Origin of the sequence: Oceanobacter antarcticus (assembly GCF_044962685.1) — a bacterium.
Classification (GTDB): domain Bacteria; phylum Pseudomonadota; class Gammaproteobacteria; order Pseudomonadales; family Oceanobacteraceae; genus Oceanobacter; species Oceanobacter antarcticus.
Genome location: NZ_JBBKTX010000015.1, coordinates 61,298 through 78,127, shown reverse-complemented (window position 1 = coordinate 78,127; position 16,830 = coordinate 61,298). Strand labels below are relative to the sequence as shown.

Annotated in this window: 13 protein-coding genes; 5 read left to right on the top strand and 8 right to left on the bottom strand. The window is 55.3% G+C overall.

Annotated elements, in window-relative coordinates:
- Window position 1: 1 nt before the first annotated feature.
- From rsxG to rsxA, 5 genes are read right to left on the bottom strand one after another with little or no spacing between them, the layout of a single operon-like run.
- Window positions 2-670 carry an electron transport complex subunit RsxG gene (gene rsxG, locus WG929_RS13020; RefSeq protein ID WP_416206372.1) on the bottom strand — a complete coding sequence of 223 codons (669 nt, stop codon included), beginning with the start codon at window positions 668-670 and terminating at the stop codon, window positions 2-4.
- The gene (rsxD, locus tag WG929_RS13015) at window positions 670-1,737 is read right to left on the bottom strand and encodes an electron transport complex subunit RsxD (RefSeq protein ID WP_416206371.1); all 1,068 of its coding nucleotides are present in this window, start codon (window positions 1,735-1,737) and stop codon (window positions 670-672) included. The genes rsxG and rsxD overlap by 1 nt, the downstream gene beginning before the upstream one ends.
- Window positions 1,737-4,055 (bottom strand): electron transport complex subunit RsxC, encoded by a 2,319-nt coding sequence (rsxC, locus tag WG929_RS13010; RefSeq protein WP_416206370.1) that lies wholly within the window; start codon window positions 4,053-4,055, stop codon window positions 1,737-1,739. Before rsxC ends, rsxD begins: the two co-directional genes overlap by 1 nt.
- On the bottom strand, window positions 4,052-4,669 hold the full coding sequence (gene rsxB / locus WG929_RS13005; protein WP_416206369.1) for an electron transport complex subunit RsxB: 618 nt from the start codon (window positions 4,667-4,669) through the stop codon (window positions 4,052-4,054). Before rsxB ends, rsxC begins: the two co-directional genes overlap by 4 nt.
- Before the next feature lie 22 nt (window positions 4,670-4,691).
- Window positions 4,692-5,273, bottom strand: a complete 582-nt coding sequence (gene rsxA / locus WG929_RS13000; protein WP_416206368.1) for an electron transport complex subunit RsxA — start codon at window positions 5,271-5,273, stop codon at window positions 4,692-4,694.
- 541 nt (window positions 5,274-5,814) lie between these two features.
- On the opposite strand from rsxA, the gene WG929_RS12995 reads away from it, so the two are divergent.
- Both WG929_RS12995 and WG929_RS12990 read left to right on the top strand, forming a co-directional pair.
- On the top strand, window positions 5,815-6,270 hold the full coding sequence (locus WG929_RS12995) for a hypothetical protein (protein WP_416206367.1): 456 nt from the start codon (window positions 5,815-5,817) through the stop codon (window positions 6,268-6,270).
- A 244-nt stretch (window positions 6,271-6,514) separates the two neighbouring features.
- The gene (locus WG929_RS12990) at window positions 6,515-6,709 is read left to right on the top strand and encodes an Rpn family recombination-promoting nuclease/putative transposase (RefSeq protein ID WP_416206366.1); all 195 of its coding nucleotides are present in this window, start codon (window positions 6,515-6,517) and stop codon (window positions 6,707-6,709) included.
- Between the two features lie 108 nt (window positions 6,710-6,817).
- On the opposite strand, the gene WG929_RS12985 is transcribed toward WG929_RS12990, so the two are convergent.
- Genes WG929_RS12985 through WG929_RS12975 form a run of 3 tightly spaced genes read right to left on the bottom strand, consistent with a single transcriptional unit; the run spans window position 6,818 to window position 11,508 of the window.
- Entirely contained in the window at window positions 6,818-9,277 is a 2,460-nt protein-coding gene (locus tag WG929_RS12985) for a transglutaminase TgpA family protein (protein WP_416206365.1), read from the bottom strand.
- Window positions 9,264-10,496: a DUF58 domain-containing protein gene (locus tag WG929_RS12980; RefSeq protein WP_416206364.1), complete on the bottom strand. Its 1,233-nt coding sequence runs from the start codon at window positions 10,494-10,496 to the stop codon at window positions 9,264-9,266. Before WG929_RS12980 ends, WG929_RS12985 begins: the two co-directional genes overlap by 14 nt.
- 1 nt (window position 10,497) lies before the next feature.
- Entirely contained in the window at window positions 10,498-11,508 is a 1,011-nt protein-coding gene (locus WG929_RS12975; protein WP_416206363.1) for an AAA family ATPase, read from the bottom strand.
- 531 nt (window positions 11,509-12,039) lie between these two features.
- On the opposite strand from WG929_RS12975, the gene WG929_RS12970 reads away from it, so the two are divergent.
- The 3 genes from WG929_RS12970 to WG929_RS12960 are packed head-to-tail and all read left to right on the top strand — an operon-like array spanning window position 12,040 to window position 16,828.
- Window positions 12,040-14,394 (top strand): ABC transporter substrate-binding protein, encoded by a 2,355-nt coding sequence (locus WG929_RS12970; RefSeq protein WP_416206362.1) that lies wholly within the window; start codon window positions 12,040-12,042, stop codon window positions 14,392-14,394.
- Complete coding sequence (locus WG929_RS12965) at window positions 14,394-15,371, top strand: ABC transporter permease (protein ID WP_369854836.1); 978 nt, start codon at window positions 14,394-14,396, stop codon at window positions 15,369-15,371. The genes WG929_RS12970 and WG929_RS12965 overlap by 1 nt, the downstream gene beginning before the upstream one ends.
- A complete protein-coding gene (locus tag WG929_RS12960; RefSeq protein ID WP_416206361.1) occupies window positions 15,371-16,828 on the top strand; it encodes an ABC transporter permease in 1,458 nt (485 codons plus the stop codon). Before WG929_RS12965 ends, WG929_RS12960 begins: the two co-directional genes overlap by 1 nt.
- Window positions 16,829-16,830 lie beyond the last annotated feature (2 nt).

Sequence of the window (16,830 nt, the reverse complement as noted above, 5' to 3'; positions counted from 1 at the left end):
GTCAGTTGTTCTCCACGCGGCTGGCGGGCGCTGCGAGCGGGTAGCTCAGCAGTTGGGTTTTGTGTTGTTCAAAAAAACGCAGGGCGTGTTTGACCGCCGCAACGACGGCTCGCGGGGTGATCGTCGCTCCGGTGAACTGGTCAAAACTGCCGCCGTCTTTTTTCACGGCCCAGGCGTTTTCACCAGGAGATGCCAGCGACTTGCCGTTGAATTCCATCACCCATCGGGATTTTTTCAGATCGATCTTGTCACCCAGTCCGGGGGTTTCGCGGTGGCTGATGACACGTACTCCGGCGATACTGCCGTCGGCGTGAATCCCCACCAGCAGACCCATTTCCATGGTGTAACCGTCGGGTGCTACCACCGGCAGGATCACCGTATCGACTTGGCCATGGCGGCGCGCCAGATGGATAGTGGCATCGTCGGGGAGCGGCCCCAGTAACTGCTGGTTAAAGCGTTCATCGACGGGAATGACATCGGCTAGCAGGTCGTTGTCGTATTGGTTTGCCGGGACGATTTCGTTCAATGCCCGTGATTGGGCCAAGCGCATGTTATGGGCAATACGATCCGCAGTACCTACTTGCGCGACGGCAATGGCCCCGGCTGTGACAATGGCAAACAGGCCCAGACCGATGGCGTTACGCTGAATGGAAGCAAGTAGTTCCTGCATTATTTAGCCTCCGGCTTTTTGGGGCCTCGGTTGTTGAGGCCGCGATTGGCTTTGGTATGACCATAAGTGCGTGGCTGAGTGTAGGCGTCAATAAAGGGAGCGGCGAAGTTCATCAGTAACACGGCAAAGGCCACCGCATCCGGGTAGGACCCCCAGCTGCGAATAACATAGAGCAAAATACCGATACCGGCGCCATAGATCAGTTTGCCCAGCGGAGTGGTCGCAGCGGATACCGGGTCGGTGGCAATAAAAAAAGCCCCCAGCATGGTCGCGCCACTGAGTAGATGCAGCGATGTCGGGGTGTACATGTCGGCATCCCAGCCCAGGGTCAGCGAGCACAGTGACAGTCCAGCGAGCATCGCGACAGGAATATGCCAGGTGATAATACGTTGCCATATAAGTACCAGCCCTCCGGCCATAAAGGCCAGGTTGACCCATTCCCAGCCACCGTTAAGCCAGCCATTAAACGTTGATTCTGTCAGCACTTCGACGGCGGTTTTGTTGCTGATCAGATGTTTGTAAGCATCCAGAGGCGTGGCCCCGGTGAAAGCGTCGGCACTGCCACCGGCACCGGTAAAAATGATCGACAGGGCATCGCTCAATCCGGCAGTGGAACCCCCCATTTGGCTGGACACTGCCCAGTTAGTGGTCATTTGTACCGGAAAGGAAATTAATACCAGCGCGTACCCAATCATGGCCGGGTTAAACGGGTTATTACCCATTCCACCGTACAGTTGTTTGGCAAATACAATCGCAAAAGCAGTGGCCACCAGCGTGATCCACCAGGGCGCCAGTGGCGGCAAGGCCAGACCGATCAGTACACCGGTCAGCAACGCACTGTTGTCTTTCAGGAAGAACATCACCGGGCGCTGACGAATACTCAGTACCAGGGCTTCGGTCGCCATCGCAACCAGTGCGGCCAGTACCACGTTGATCAGGTTGCCAAATCCGAACAGGCCGGTCATGACGGCCAGCCCCGGTAAGGTGGCCAGGGTGACCGTCAGCATCACCTTGCGGGTGCTGTTGTGACCGTGTGCGTGAGGGGAAGAAAGGGTGATCAACGCCATTACAGGGTTCCGCTTGTGGTGGTTGCCCCGGATAGCTGTTCCAGCTCATCCAGTTGTCGGGTCAGGGCGTCTAATTTGTCGTGTTGTTTGTTGACGCCCAACGTCAGGGCATCAACCGTATCCTGGTCTTGCTCCCTGGCCATCGTCAGTCGTTCCTGAGCCTTGTTGAGGCGGTCTTGTGTCGCCAGTATTTTTTTCCGCAGCGCTTCGATATCGGCCTGTGTATTGTTTACCGATTCTGAGGTTGCCGGTTCTGGTGTTACGGGTTTTGGTTTTAACGGGTTTGCTGCCGCTTGCCAGGCTGCTTTGGCCTCGTCGACCCGCAGCTGTTGTTTGGTGATGCCGGTTTCCAGCGCAGCCACCGTATCCAGTCCCTGGGTCTTGGCTTCTTCCAGACGTTTGAGAGCGGTGTCGAGACGCGCCTGGGCCGTTTCCCATTTGCGTTGCAGTCGTTCCGGGCTGTTGGGGTCACCTTTGTCGGGGCCGGTTACTGTATCGTTTGCAGCACTGGCTGCCGACTGTGCCTTGAGGGCTTTTTTCTCGGTCGCAATGTCTTTGGCCAGGTCTTTCATCCGGGTCTGGGTTTTGACCAGGGCACTTTCCAGGGCGTCGACCTTGGCTTGCTGATCTTCATTACCCGCCGCCAGCGCCTGCTGCGCTGCCGCCAGTTTTTCCTTGGTTTTACTGATCGCGGTTTGGCTAGCGCTCAGCTGTTTTTGCAGTTTTTCCAATGCCGGAGAACCCAGTGCAGCGGTGCTGGCGGTGGGAGCCGGTGTCGCAGTCGTTTGGGCAGCGGCCGATTCAGCGGCGGCTTTTTTATCGGCAGCTGCCTGGGCAGCCGCTTCGGCGCGAGCTTTACGCTTGGCTTCTTTTTCGGCTGCTTCGCGTTCCTGGCGAGCCAGGCGGCGCTCGAAGCGTTCGCGAGCACGTTCGGATTTTTCTTGCGCGGCACGTTCTTCGCGGATCGCACCTTTGGCATGACGATAGTACTGCACCAGCGGAATCTGACTGGGGCAAACGTAGGAACAGGCACCGCATTCAATACAATCGAACAGGTTGTGTTGCTCGGCCTTGTCGAATTCTTCCGCCTTACTGAACCAGTACAGTTGCTGTGGCAGTAATTGCGCCGGGCAAGCAACGGTGCACATGCCGCAACGAATGCAGGCCATGGCGGCTTCGTTGAGTGGCATTTCGCGGCTGCTGGGGGCCAGCAGGCAATTGCTGGTTTTGACAACGGGTAACGAATCATCCGGCAAGGTAAAGCCCATCATTGGGCCACCCATGATGATACGTTCCTGCTGTTGGGCTGTGTAGCCAGACAACGCCAGCAGGTGCGACACCGGAGTACCCAGGGCCACTTCCCAGTTGCCGGGTTCTTTAATGGCGTCACCAGTGACGGTGGTAATACGGCTGATCAGCGGCTCGCCATGATAGATCGCCCGGTAAATCGCGCTGGCGGTGCCGACGTTCTGACAAACGATACCCAGGTTGGCCGGAATACCACCGGCGGGGACTTCCGCGCCGGTCAGAATCTGGATCAGCTGCTTTTCGCCGCCGGACGGGTATTTGGTGGGGATGGCAACGACGTCGATGTGATGTTGCTCGTTAAGCGCTGTGTTGGCGGCATTCAGGGCAGCAATGGCTTCGGGTTTGTTGTCTTCAACGCCGATCAGGCAGCGTCTGGCACCCAGAATATGCAGCAGCACCTGAGCACCACGAATCACTTCGTCTGCGCGCTCGCGCATCAGCATGTCATCGGCGGTGATATAGGGCTCACATTCCGCGCCGTTGAGAATCAGGGTGTTGATCGGGCTGTTGCCGTTGTCATCGTGTTTGACGGCGAGTTTCACCGCAGTCGGAAAACCTGCGCCACCCATACCGGCAATACCGCAGTCGCGAATACGGCTCACCAGTGCGGCGGGATCCAGATCGACCAGATCGGTCAGCCCCAGCTCATCAAACAGACTCTGATGTTCGATCCATTCGTCCTGACCATCGGGCTGAATAACAATACAAGGAGCGGTCAGACCCGAGGCATGGGGAACCTGACGGTCTTCAATGGCAACAAGAGTGCCAGAGGTTGGAGCATGCAACGGTACGCTGACAAAGCCCTGGGCGTTGGCGATTGCTTGGCCTTTGAGCACGCGTTCACCGACAGCAACACAAGGCACTGCAGGTGCACCAATATGCTGGCCTAATGGCAGCGTCAGCAGTGCTGCCATTGGCGCGCTACGAATCGCACGTTGGGTACTTTGCTGCTTGTGTTCAGCCGGATGAATGCCCCCATCAAAGCTGTGCAGCTGAATCATATGGGTCATGCGGCCTGCCCCTTGTCACTGTCGTTACTGAGGGTAGGGGCCAGACCAGGATTGCGATCGGTAATAATCAGCTCGGCAGCGGGTGCTTGCCAGTACCAGGTAGTCGTGGTTGGCGTAACAGGCACCATATCAATGCAGTCGACCGGGCAGGGCTCAACACATAAATCACAGCCGGTACATTCATTGGCCACGACGGTATGCATTTGTTTGGCAGCACCGATAATGGCATCGACCGGGCAGGCCTGAATGCACTTGGTACAGCCAATGCACTCGTCTTCGCGGATAACCGCGACCGTCGGCAGGGTTTTTTCGGCACCGTGTTCGGCATCCAGTGGCTCTGGCTCAACACCGAGTAACTCCGCCAGTGATTGAATCGTGCCTTCGCCGCCGGGTGGGCATTTGTTGATTTTTTCGCCATTGGCGATGGCTTCCGCGTAAGGCTTGCAACCAGGGTAGCTGCACTGGCCGCACTGGGTCTGGGGTAACAGGTCATTAATTTGATCAACGATGGGGTTGCCTTCTACCTTGAAGCGTACGGCAGCAAAGCCGAGCACGGCACCAAAGATCAGGGCCAAAATTGCCAGTACAGCAATCGCGATTACAACAGTACTCATAAATAGCTTCCGTTCGTCCCGGTTAAATACTGACCAGGCCGGTAAAGCCCATAAATGCCAGCGACATCAAGCCCGCAGTGACCATGGCAATGGCAGAGCCCTGGAATGGTTTTGGTACATCGGCGGCAGCAATACGTTCGCGCATGGCGGCAAATAACACCATCACCAACGAGAAGCCAACGGCAGCACCAAAACCATAAAGAATGGATTCCACCAGGCTGTTATCGCGTTTGATGTTCAGTAACGCCACGCCCAATACGGCGCAGTTGGTGGTGATCAGCGGCAGGAATATACCCAAAACCCGATACAGCAGTGGGCTGGTTTTCCGAATAGCCAATTCGGTAAAACCGACAACCACGGCAATCACCATAATGAAACTGATGGTTTTCAGGTACACCAGCTCTAGTGGCACCAACAAGAAGGTGTACACCAGATAGCTGCATAGTGATGCCAGAGTCAGCACAAAGGTGGTGGCAGCCCCCATACCAATGGCGGTTTCCAGCTTGTTGGAAACCCCCATAAAGGGGCACAGGCCGAGAAACTGAACCAGCACAAAGTTGTTCACCAGAATGGTGCTTACCAGAATCAGCAAATACTCGGTCATGCAGTGCTCCGCAAATGCAGCAGTTTTGTTGCTGTGCTGTGGCTGAAAAGTAGCCCGGTTGAAAATCAGGGGGCGCATTATCCCAAACTTCTGTTATTTCCCTCAAGCATGTAAAGGGGAAGTTTTAAGTTGTTTTAGGAATAACCTTAGAGGCCATGATCACTTCCGGGCGTAAGGATGACGTTATAAACCAAACACTTGGTCACTGTTCCTGTGGCGTTGCGTATTGCAGCCATGAGTCAACACTGGGCTAATAACAGTCCGCGTCAGCCTAGCGCAGAGTCAATAATCGTTGGGTGTCGTGGGTCAAGGTGCAGGTCTGTACAGTTATAATGGAATATTCATTTGGGAATCGATGTTATTTGGCGGTGGAATTATCGGCTGAATTGTCCGCAATGGCGAGGAGGTTGTTGAGAGCTCAGTCGCTGATGCCAGTATGTTACTCACCCTGAATTACAATGTGGTATTTAAATTGTCATTAAATAGTCATCAAATTTTAAAGCAATAAGCTGACCAAAGAGTCAGTGTGAGGAGAGAGGCGTTGAGCAAGGGATATTCGATTGAGACACAACAGCAGCTACTGGCATTAGCGCTGAAGTTTGAGATCGTTGCGGGTCATCCGGTGAAATGGCGTAATAATTCATCCGGGGTGGATGCGATGCTGGAGTACGGCTTGTCTTGTGATCACCCGGAGTTACGGGCGCTGGCGCAACAAGTGCTGGTGCTGCTGCCAGCAGAAGATCGTCAGCGACTGGTCGCACTCGGTGTCCGTGCGGCCATCGAAGCGACTTCGACAGCTGCTCAGACTGAGCATGGACAACCCGCTCATGTTCTTATTCGACAACGACGGTACCGGGGAGCAACAGGCACATTAGAAGATGCTACCGACGAAGATGGCTTGGCACAGAAAAGCCAAAGCCGCGGGCGTAACAACCATCATGGTTCAACGACTGGCCAGGCTGATAAGCGTCTGTTGTACCGAGGTAACAAGACCTGAGACTGATTTCTTTGGCGCTTACGCTTAATCCTTTACTGAAAAACTCAATTGGCCTCAAAGACAGCGAATCCGCCGCCATGTACATGGGCGAGCCCATTGAGGGGACACCAGCATACGACCAGATCCTGGGTTGGGTGGCACCGGAGAAATCGTCAGCGCCAATAAACGACTGCTGACCCGCTACCGTATAATCCCCACGACCGCTACTACTACCTGCAACTGGCGGACTGTTCTGCTCAAGTGAATGACTGAGCTGTTTCAGCGCCCCATTGCCCTGATCGACATCAACCAGTTGCCCGACGACCAACTCAAGCAACAACAGTGGATTGGCATCGTTGCCCGCGCCCTCAAACAGATACGGGCTGGCGATAGCAGCCGTATCAGCTCGACCTGTTATACGACAGTGAAGGACTGGGCGATCACAGCGTCCAGTGATTAATTTCATCCGCATTTGCTACACTACGCCATCGGAACCGGCAATATCACCGCCCTGTGTGTCAACCTATGTCTGGAGTTGAACGACCTGAGCTTTCTGGATGAACTGCGTTCAACCTTCTCCGTCTGTGCCTGATTTGTGTGGGTGAGCATCTGTCAGTGCTTTGACCAGATCAATCAGGTCGGGCTGCAGTTGTGCTGGCAAGGTGATTCCAGCACTGGCCTTGTTGCTGCCATACCAGTAGGCGTTGAGTAAGTCCTTTAACTGCATCAGCGCGGCGTTGCTGGTGTCTTTGGGCAGCTGCTGTTGCAATGCCTGACACCATTTTTCCAGATGTTGCCCTGGCTGCCGTGTGACGCCGTTGGCTGCTCCAAGCCATTGCAACTGACGCAGGTAAAAGCCCAGGGCTGTGCCAGTGTCTTGCGGTTGATAACGCTGCAGACGAAAGATTACCCACTTTCCAGCCACCTTACGCCACCATTGGTGCCACCAGTAACGGCGACCCAGATACGCTGCCACAGCAATGATCAATAACAGCAATAACACCGGCCAGAGCCAAAACAGCGCCAGCAGCAGATAGCTGATCGGAATCACCAGTAACAGATACAGGGCATTCCAAAGCGTCGTGAGCAAGCCACCAACGGTGAATGTATTGTCGGCCGACAGGGCTTGCTGACGCTGACTCAGGCTGTCGACATAGTCATTGATCTGGTCGGCGCTGAGGGTGCTGGCTTGGCTGGCGGGCAGTTGGTAGAACGCGGTCGGTTCAAAGGTGACCCAGCGATTATCGATCCAGGCTTCTGCCCAGGCGTGACCATCAATCCCGCGAATTTCAAAATAGCCGGTGAGTGGATTCTGTTGGCTGGCGGAAAACCCGGTCACCAGACGCGCCGGAATTTTTAAGGTGCGCAACAGGATCACCATGGCACTGGCGAAGTATTCGCAATGACCTTCGCGGCTTTTAAACAGAAATGCGGGCAGCGGAGTCACGCCCTGGGAGGTAAGTGCGGAATCGAAGCTATAGCGATATTCGCTGCGTAAATGCTGCTCCAGTGCTTGGGCCTGGTGGTACGGGGTGTGGGCATTGGCGGTGACAGATTGGGCCAGCAGCGGAATACGGTCGTCTAGGTTGTAGGGTAATTGCAGGTCGTGGTCGCGTGGTTTGGGTGTGTAGGAAGCCGGGCGATTATCAACCAACTGCTGCCGTGACAGTACGGTGTACTGGGTATTGGCCTGTAGTGGGGCAGGTAATACCGGTTGACCAAAAGCGTCGGTGGCCATTACCACAGCGGGTAGCCAGAGTGCGACCGGGTCGGCAGCGGCGGGTAACCAGGCCGACATGCCTTGCTTCAGAGTGATTTGTTGCTGGAAATTGCCGCTGTCTATTTGCTCGCCAGCCAGCACAACGTTGCCCCACAGGTCGGTTTCCTGCTTGCGGAAGGCGGTGACCGACGAGGTCCAGCGCAGACCATCAAAGTGGTCGAAGGTACGTACTTTCAGATAGCTGCCGTGGGGAGCTTTCATCAGCGCAATAATCTGATTCAGATCAGCCGTGGTGGTGTTATTGCCATAGGGGCTGTCGTTGAGGTTCATTTCATCGCGGAAGCCGCGATAGTCAAATTGGGCGGCACTCGGATCCAGTCCTTCCCACAGTGGCAGCGGGCTATCGCTGAGGTCGCTGTTCAGCTGATCCTGGTTGAGGTCATTGGCCTGTCCCTTGTTATGCGTCTGGGAGTGTTCATCCTGGCTGGTCAGGTCAACCCGTTTGGCCTGTGCCTGCCAGTCGACGTTGTTGTACAACGTTGCGGCCCTGGAAAGCTGGCTGCCGAGGTTGGCGGCTGGCAAGCGTGGTAAAAACAGATAGATCACCCCGGCACAGATCACCAGCAGTGCCGCCGCCAGGATGGTCGCTGAGGGTTTGAAGCGTTCAGACCGTTTTACCTGACTCTCGGGCGGGTGGGTTGCAGTACTGAAAAGCAGCAGATCTTCGTGAGTTGCGCGCTGTCGGATCAGGCTGATGCGGCTATCGGTTGTCGCCTGCACACACCAGAGCACTGAGAGCGTCATCACCACACAAAAAGCGTAGCCTGCAATGATCAACAGATAACCACCGCTGGTGGATTCTGCCGCGCCAAGCAGTAAAAAGGCAAAGCCATTCACCAGCCCATAAAACAGCAATGAGGGTTTTTCGGTAACCAGATTAATGGCGAGCTGTGCCAGTAACAGCAGCACTAATAGGGCGGGTAGAATACCGACGGTGAATATCAGCCCGGCGAAGACAATCAGGCCGACGATGGCAAGGCTGTCGGAAACGGTTTTGAAGCGTTTTTTATCAGGACTATCGGCCTGGTGGCTCGGAGTGTGATCCGGTTGCCAGCCGAGATATAGCGTCAAGCCGCTGCCGATCAGTGTGAGGAGCGCCAATCCCAGTCCGGGCCAGAATCCAAACAGGGATATTCCTGCACCTGCAACCGCCAGGGCCAGTTGCGCTGAAAACCAGCCGATCAAAGTTCTGACGGAGGCTGACCGCTGGTCGGCAGTGGTGGCAAGGTGGGGTTCAGAATGCGCCATAGCGGAATTGCCTCTCTAGCTTGCTGCTGGCATGCAGGCGCAGCTGATAGTGGTTGGCCGTGGGGTGGCTCCAGCCTTCCTCCCAGGATTGCATTGGATAGATAAAGCTCTGGTCGGCGATCAGAATATCGATATGACAGCCATGAAACTCAGGCAGTTCTGGCAGTTGGCTGAGGTTACGCACGGTGATCAGGGTCGCGCTGTGGGGGTATTTCAACAATGCCTGCTCAACCAGCGTGCCGTAGGGTTTGTCGCCGTCCGCCTGAGTCCAGGCTAATGCCGACAAATAATCGCTGCTGCCACGGTGGTGGCCGCCAATGGCGATGTCCGTCGGATGACTGCCGTGGGCCAGCAAGCGCATGGGTTGCTGCTGGTCTTTTGCCCAGGTCATCAGCGAGGCCGCCAGCGAGACCGCAAATTCAAAGGTGGATAACGGTGGTTCCCCGATGTCGTCATCGAGACAGTTATCCAGCAGCAGTAAAAAGTCGGGTTGTGCCTGGCTGTTGTACTCCCGCACCAGTAACTGCTGGTGGCGGGCAGAGGCGGACCAGTGAATATGCTTGAGCGAATCATACGGATGGTATTCCCGCAAACCGCAGTATTCAGCCTGAGCGTGCGGCTGGCTGGTGCTTTGGTACTCAATCATGGCGGCATCGTCACCAGCACCCGCTGGCAAGGTCTGCACCTGAAAGGTCTGGGGCGCGACGACGATCAGGCGTTCCGGTACGGTCAGCTGCCGGAACAGGCTGACAAAACCGAAAGGCCAGCAACAGCCAACTTCGACGGTTTGCAGCGGAAAGACGCCTCGATAACGACAAAGGCTGCGGGTTCGCAGGCGATCCCCGTTGGCGAGCATGGCAATACGGTGGGTGACCGGTTGATCGGCGTATTCAAGATCTTCTCTCAGTAACATCAGATAGCGGGTTTTGGGCAGCTGGAACTGATATTCGAGTGTGACCTGGTCACCGGCACTGGCATCACCGATTTGTTGCACCGAGACGCGGATATGCCTGAGCGCCAGCCAGGGCATCAGCCAGGACAGCAGTAGCGTTGCCAATACCAGCGCCAGCATGCCGTAGAGCAGTGATAAGCCTCGATTCCAGGCAATCAGCAGACAGGCCAGTGCCAGCAGCCAGAGAAAGCGTTGGGCCGTTATATGCTGTTGCAGCCAGGCCAGTAGTGGTCGTAATAACCGTCCCGACCCGTGGGATAGGGACATGTTAGAGACTCTCGCCAGTCGGGGTGCCACGGGAGGCGGTTTTGGCGTTGTCGTTTTCTTTCACGGGTGTGGTAGCAAAATCCGGTACGGGCAACTGCGCTAGCAGCTCGTCCCAGAATATCTGGCGTTGTTCTGGCTGGTTCATGCGCGGGTCACGGAAAATCAGCCGATGGCTCAGGATCGGATCCACTAACAGCTGTACGGTTTGTGGGGTGACCTGTTTTTTTCCGGTCAGCAACGCCATGGCGCGAGCAGCACGCATCAGTGCCAGAGCACCCCGAGGGCTGGCACCAAGCTGAACCTTGGGATGTTCACGGGTCGCACGTACCAGCTGGTTGATATAACCCAGCAGCGGTTCGCTCAAGGGGATTTTCTCGCAGTGGGCTTGCAGTGCCAGCAGGGATTTTTCGGTCATCACAGCTTCAAGATAGTCTAACGGGTGGCCGGTCAGTTGCCCCTGCAGGATACTGAGCTCTTGCTCCTCGGTTGGGTAGCCCAGCGATATACGCATAAAAAACCGGTCGAGCTGGGCTTCGGGCAGCGGGTAGGTGCCACTGAACTCGACCGGATTTTGGGTCGCGATCACCATAAAAATATCCGGCAGCGAGTGAATCTCACGGTCGAGGCTGACCGTGCCTTCGGCCATCGCTTCCAGCAGCGCCGACTGGGTTCTCGGTGTTGCCCGATTGATTTCATCGGCCAGCAGAAAATTGGTAAAAATTGGCCCCGGTGCCAGCCGGAAGAGCTGCTCTTGCTGATTAAAAATATTCACCCCGGTGATGTCGGACGGCATCAAATCCGGTGTGCATTGTAAACGCCGCATATCCACCTGTACCGATTTGGCCAGTGCCCGCGCCAGTGTGGTTTTGCCCAGACCAGGGACATCTTCAATCAGCAAGTGGCCGCGACACAGCAGGGTGGTAAGGGTAAACAGCAACGACTGGGGCTGACAATGGATAACTTTGGCGAGGTTTTTGTGCAGTTGCTGCAGGGCGACGACGGGGTTACTCACAGGCAAATTCCTTGATAAATGACGTGTTGAATGATGACGTATTGAATGTGGAATGGCTTGATATCACATCTGAAAATGCTGGTGCTCGAAATGAAGGCGTTAAAAATCGACTCAAAATGCTTATTTAGTACTCATAAACTCGGCTTTGGCTTCCTGCGTCGCTCTAACGCCTGCATCCGTAGGCATGCGCCTTTTCGTTGATTGTTACCTTGTCCTTGCAGCGCTCGTTACCTTTTCAGATGCACCCGCTGAATCTATTTTCGGTTGGTTACTGCCTTCCCGCACTGCCTCGGATACTGTTTATACAGCCTGTTGGTACTGAGTGGAGAGCGGGAATACTAATCAAGCAACGTGACAGGCGCAAAGGCAGTAGTGTGAGGCAGCGCAAATAACGGTCAGCAAGATGGCGGTTGATGCCATTGGTGCGATGTTAAGTGTCCGTTAATCACCTGATTGAACCGTGCTGGGGTGATACTTGCCTGTTTCTTATTTGATGGCACACTGTGGCAGGTTTTTTTATAGCGGATGGTTATGGCGATTTATCGGTTGGGGTCGGTTGCCGCGAGCGCGGGCAACATGCTGAATGCTATTGGTTTGTTACGACAGTTGCGACGACTGGCGGTGTTTTCTGGCTTGGCGGTGCTTGGTGGACTGACGGCTTGTTCCGATAGTGCGATCAACAGCCCTCACCCTGCAGGTGAAGATGCCGATGAAACCGTGCTGTATTCAAACTTCTCCGAGCGCCCCAAACACCTCGATCCGGCGCGATCCTACAGTTCGGATGAGGGCCGCTTTATTGACCAGATTTATGATCCGCCACTGCAATACCATTATCTGAAACGCCCGTACGAACTGGAAGCCAACACCCTGACCCAGTTGCCCGATATTGTTTACACCAATACGAATGGCGACGTGGTGACTGAGAACGCCGCCGACCTGGCTTTCAGTACCTATGTGTTTACGCTCAAGCCGGGTATTTATTATCAGCCGCATCCGGCATTTGCCACCAATGCCGCTGGCGATCCGCTGTACCGCTTCGATACGGCAGCAGACAGTGTCGCTTTTCACGGGCTGGAGGATTTTGACCAGACAGCCACTCGCGAGCTGGTGGCCGATGACTACATTTACCAGATCAAACGGCTAGCCGACCCCGCCAACCTGTCGCCGATCCGGGGCTTGCTGGCGGAGTATATAGTCGGCATGGACGCGTTTGCCGGAACCGTGACCGCAGCGCGCAAACAGCTTAAACAAACGGATCCCCGTTTTCAGCAAACCGACTGGCTTGATCTCAGGGAATACCCGCTGCAAGGGGTCGAGCAACAGGGTGATTACCAGTTCAGTGTGCGCCTGAATGGCAAATACCCGCAGTTCAAATATTGGTTGGCGATGCATTTTTTTGCGCCGCTGCCGGCGCTGGTTGATGCGTTTTATCATCAGCCAGGGCTGGCCGATCGTAATATTGTGCTGGACTGGCATCCAGTGGGCACCGGGCCGTTTATGATGACCAAAAACGATCCCAACGAAGCTATTATCCTGCAGCGTAATCCCAATTATCGGGATGATTTCTACCCCTCTGAAGGTGAACCCGGCGATGCCGAAGCGGGCTTGCTGGATGCCGCCGGTGCCCGTTTGCCGCTGATCGACAAGGCTGTTTACCGGCTGGAAAAAGAATCCATTCCACTCTGGACCAAGTTTCTGCAGGGCTATTACGACCGCTCCGGGATTGCCAGCGACAGTTTTGACCAGGCAGTCTCGATTGGATCGACGGGAGTGAACCTGAGTGCCGAGATGCAGGCGATGGGCATCGGTATGGAAATCGAAGTTGTACCGGGCACCTACTATCTGGCGTTTAACATGCTCGATCCAGTGGTGGGTGGCTTGTCGGAGCCGGGGTCAGCAGTACTACCAGACCCGGTGATGCAGGAGCGGGCGCGCAAGCTGCGTCAGGCCATCGCCATTGCCTACAATCAGGAAGAAGCCATTTCGATTTTTGCCAATGGTCGTGGCGAGGTGGCACAAAGCCCGATTCCGCCAGGTATTTTTGGCTACCAGTCGGGGCAGCGAGGGATTAACTCCTATGTCTTTGACTGGGATCCGAACGCACGTTCGACAGGATCAAAAACAGCCGGTGCACCGGTACGCAAATCGCTGGATGAAGCACGCCGGTTATTGGCAGAAGCCGGTTATCCCGATGGTCGTGATGCCGTGACCGGTGAGCCGTTGGTGTTGAATCTGGATACACCCAGCGGCGGCGGTGGTGCCAGTGCCAATCAGATCTGGATGATCAAGCAATTCGGCAAGCTGAATATCCAGCTTAATATTCGTGGCAGCGACTACAACCGTTTCAAGGAAAAAATGCGCTCCGGTAACGCCCAGCTGTTCCAGTGGGGCTGGATGGCGGACTATCCGGATGCCGAGAACTTCATGTTCCTGTTGTATAGCGCCAATGGCCAGGTGGTGACGGGAGGTTCCGGCGTCAACTCCAGTAACTACGCCAACGCCGACTACGATCGGTTGTTCGAACAGATGAAGCTGATGCCGGATTCCCCTCAACGTCTGGCGCTTATTGATCAGATGCTGGCGATTTATCATCACGATGCCCCTTGGGCTTCGGCCTGGCATCCGCATTCCTACGTGTTAAACAATCCTTGGGTAAAAAACACCAAGGCACACGGTATCAGTAAGGCAGTACTAAAATATTTCGGCATCGATAACGCCGAACGGCAACAGGCCAGAGCAGAGCGTAACCAGCCGGTGCTGTGGCCACTGATTCTGGTCGCCGTGCTGATGCTGATACTGATGGTTCCCGGTTATCGCGCTTATCAGCGGCGGCAACATGCCCGCGTGATCACCCGTCAACACCCGGACACTGGAGGGCAATACTGATGCTGGCCTATATTATCCGTCGTCTGCTGTATGCCCTGCCGATTCTGGTCGGGGTGAACCTGCTGACGTTCGCGCTGTTTTTTGTGGTCAACTCGCCGGATCAGATGGCACTGGTGCAGTTGGGTGACAAACACATTGACCCGCAAGCGATTGAACAGTGGAAAGAGCAGCGCGGTTACAACAAACCCCTGTTTCTTAACGACGGTGACAACAGTCAGGGGCTGCTGACCGATACTATCTTCTTCGACAAATCGGTTCGGCTGTTTGCGCTGGACTTTGGCAAATCTGACGAAGGGCGCTCCATTGGCGACGATATCCAGCAGCGCATGTGGCCGAGTCTGGCCGTCGCGTTGCCGACGTTTGTGATTGGGCTGGCGGTGAATATTGCCTTCGCGCTGTTTGTGGTGATGTTTCGTGCCAGTGTGTTTGATACCGCAGCGATGGTGGCGTGTGTGGTGTTGATGTCGATATCGGGTGTGTTTTACGTCTTTGCTGGTCAGTACTTCTTTGCCAAGGAATGGAATCTGGTGCCGATCTCCGGTTACCTGACCGGCATCGACGCCGCCCGGTTTCTGATCTTGCCGGTGATTATCGGCGTGATCGGCGGCATCGGCGGTGGTACACGCTTGTATCGCACGCTGTTTCTGGAAGAAGCCAACAAGGATTATGTCCGTACCGCCCGCGCCAAGGGTGTACCGGAGCTGACGGTATTGTTTCGCCATATTTTGCCCAATGGCCTGATTCCGATTCTGACCAGCGTGGTGGTGGTGATTCCATCGCTGTTTATGGGCAGTTTGCTGACCGAATCCTTTTTTGGCATTCCCGGTTTGGGCAGCTACACCCTGGATGCGATTCAGGCTCAGGACTTTGCCATTGTGCGCAGCATGGTTTTTCTCGGCTCTGTGCTGTACATCATCGGTCTGATTCTGACCGATATCTCCTATACCCTGGTTGATCCGCGTGTGAGGTTGTCTTGATGCTGGCTGTTCAACCGGTTGTCTTACTGAGTGATTTGCTGATTTTTGCCCTGGTAGCGGCGCTGGCGCTGTTTTTTGTACAGTTGGCGCGTGATCCTCTGGCGCGGGGACGCTGGCGTTCGGTGTTTGAATCCCGCCTTGGTTCCAGTGCGTTTATGGTGATCCTGTTTTATGTGTTGCTGGCATTGCTGGATTCACTGCACTACCGCGAGCCGTTGCCCGCTGTGGCTGAGACTCAGGTTGCTGACGCGTTGGCTCAGACCGACGAGACTGACAAGCAGCCGACCATTGAGGATAAAGTTCATTACAGTCAGCAAGTGAATAGCGTACTGGATGCGGTGCTGGCCGGGTTACATGCCCAGGACGAAAAAACCTATTCTGAACCCTTCTCGATTTACTCCTTCGCCCGTGAAAACCAGACCTCCGATGACGGCAAGGTGGTGCGAGAATTTCCCCGTCTGATCCATGCTGGCCGTCATTTGCAGCAGGGGGAAAGCGTGGCAGTGGATGTGCTGCAACGGTCGTTCAAGGCAGTACTGATAGGGCTGGCGATGATGGCAGCGCTGGTGATTCTGCATCTGCAATGGCGGTTTCGCAGTCGTTCTCGCAATCGTGCCCAAAGCGGTGGTGACATTGGCTCGGTGCTGCCATGGACGACTATTTATATCACGCTGGGGGTGTTGGTGGTTGGCTCCAGCTGGGTACTGGAGTTGGGTCAGTACTACCATATTCTGGGCACCAACAAGGTTGGGCAGGATGTACTCTATCTGGCGCTGAAGGCGACCCGTACCGGTGTATTGATTGGCACTCTGGCGACCCTGTTAACCCTGCCGTTGGCGATTGTGCTGGGTATTTCTGCCGGTTACTTCCGAGGTTGGGTGGATGATCTGGTGCAATATGTGTACACCACGCTCAGTTCGATTCCGGGTATTTTGCTGATTGCGGCGTCGGTATTGCTGATTGATGTGTATATCGAAACCCATCAGCAACAATTCCAGCTCACCAGCGAACGAGCGGATTTTAAATTCCTGGCGCTGTGCTTTATTCTCGGCATGACCAGCTGGACCGGTTTATGCCGGTTGCTTCGTGCTGAAACCCTGAAGGTCAGCCAACTGGATTATGTCCAGGCGGCGCGGGCATTCGGAGTACGTCATGGACGCATTATCGGACGCCATATCCTGCCTAACGTCACCCATATTATTCTGATAGCACTGGTGCTGGATTTCAGTGGTTTTGTACTGGCGGAAGCGGTGCTGTCTTATATCGGCGTCGGGGTTGATCCCTCGATGGCCAGTTGGGGCAATATGATCAACGAAGCGCGGGCGGAATTGTCCCGTGAACCCGTGGTGTGGTGGTCGGTGGCCGCAGCGTTTGTGCTGATGTTTATCCTGGTGCTTGCTGCCAACCTGTTCGCCGACAAGGTTCGTGATGCGTTTGACCCCAGGTCGGCAGGGTAATC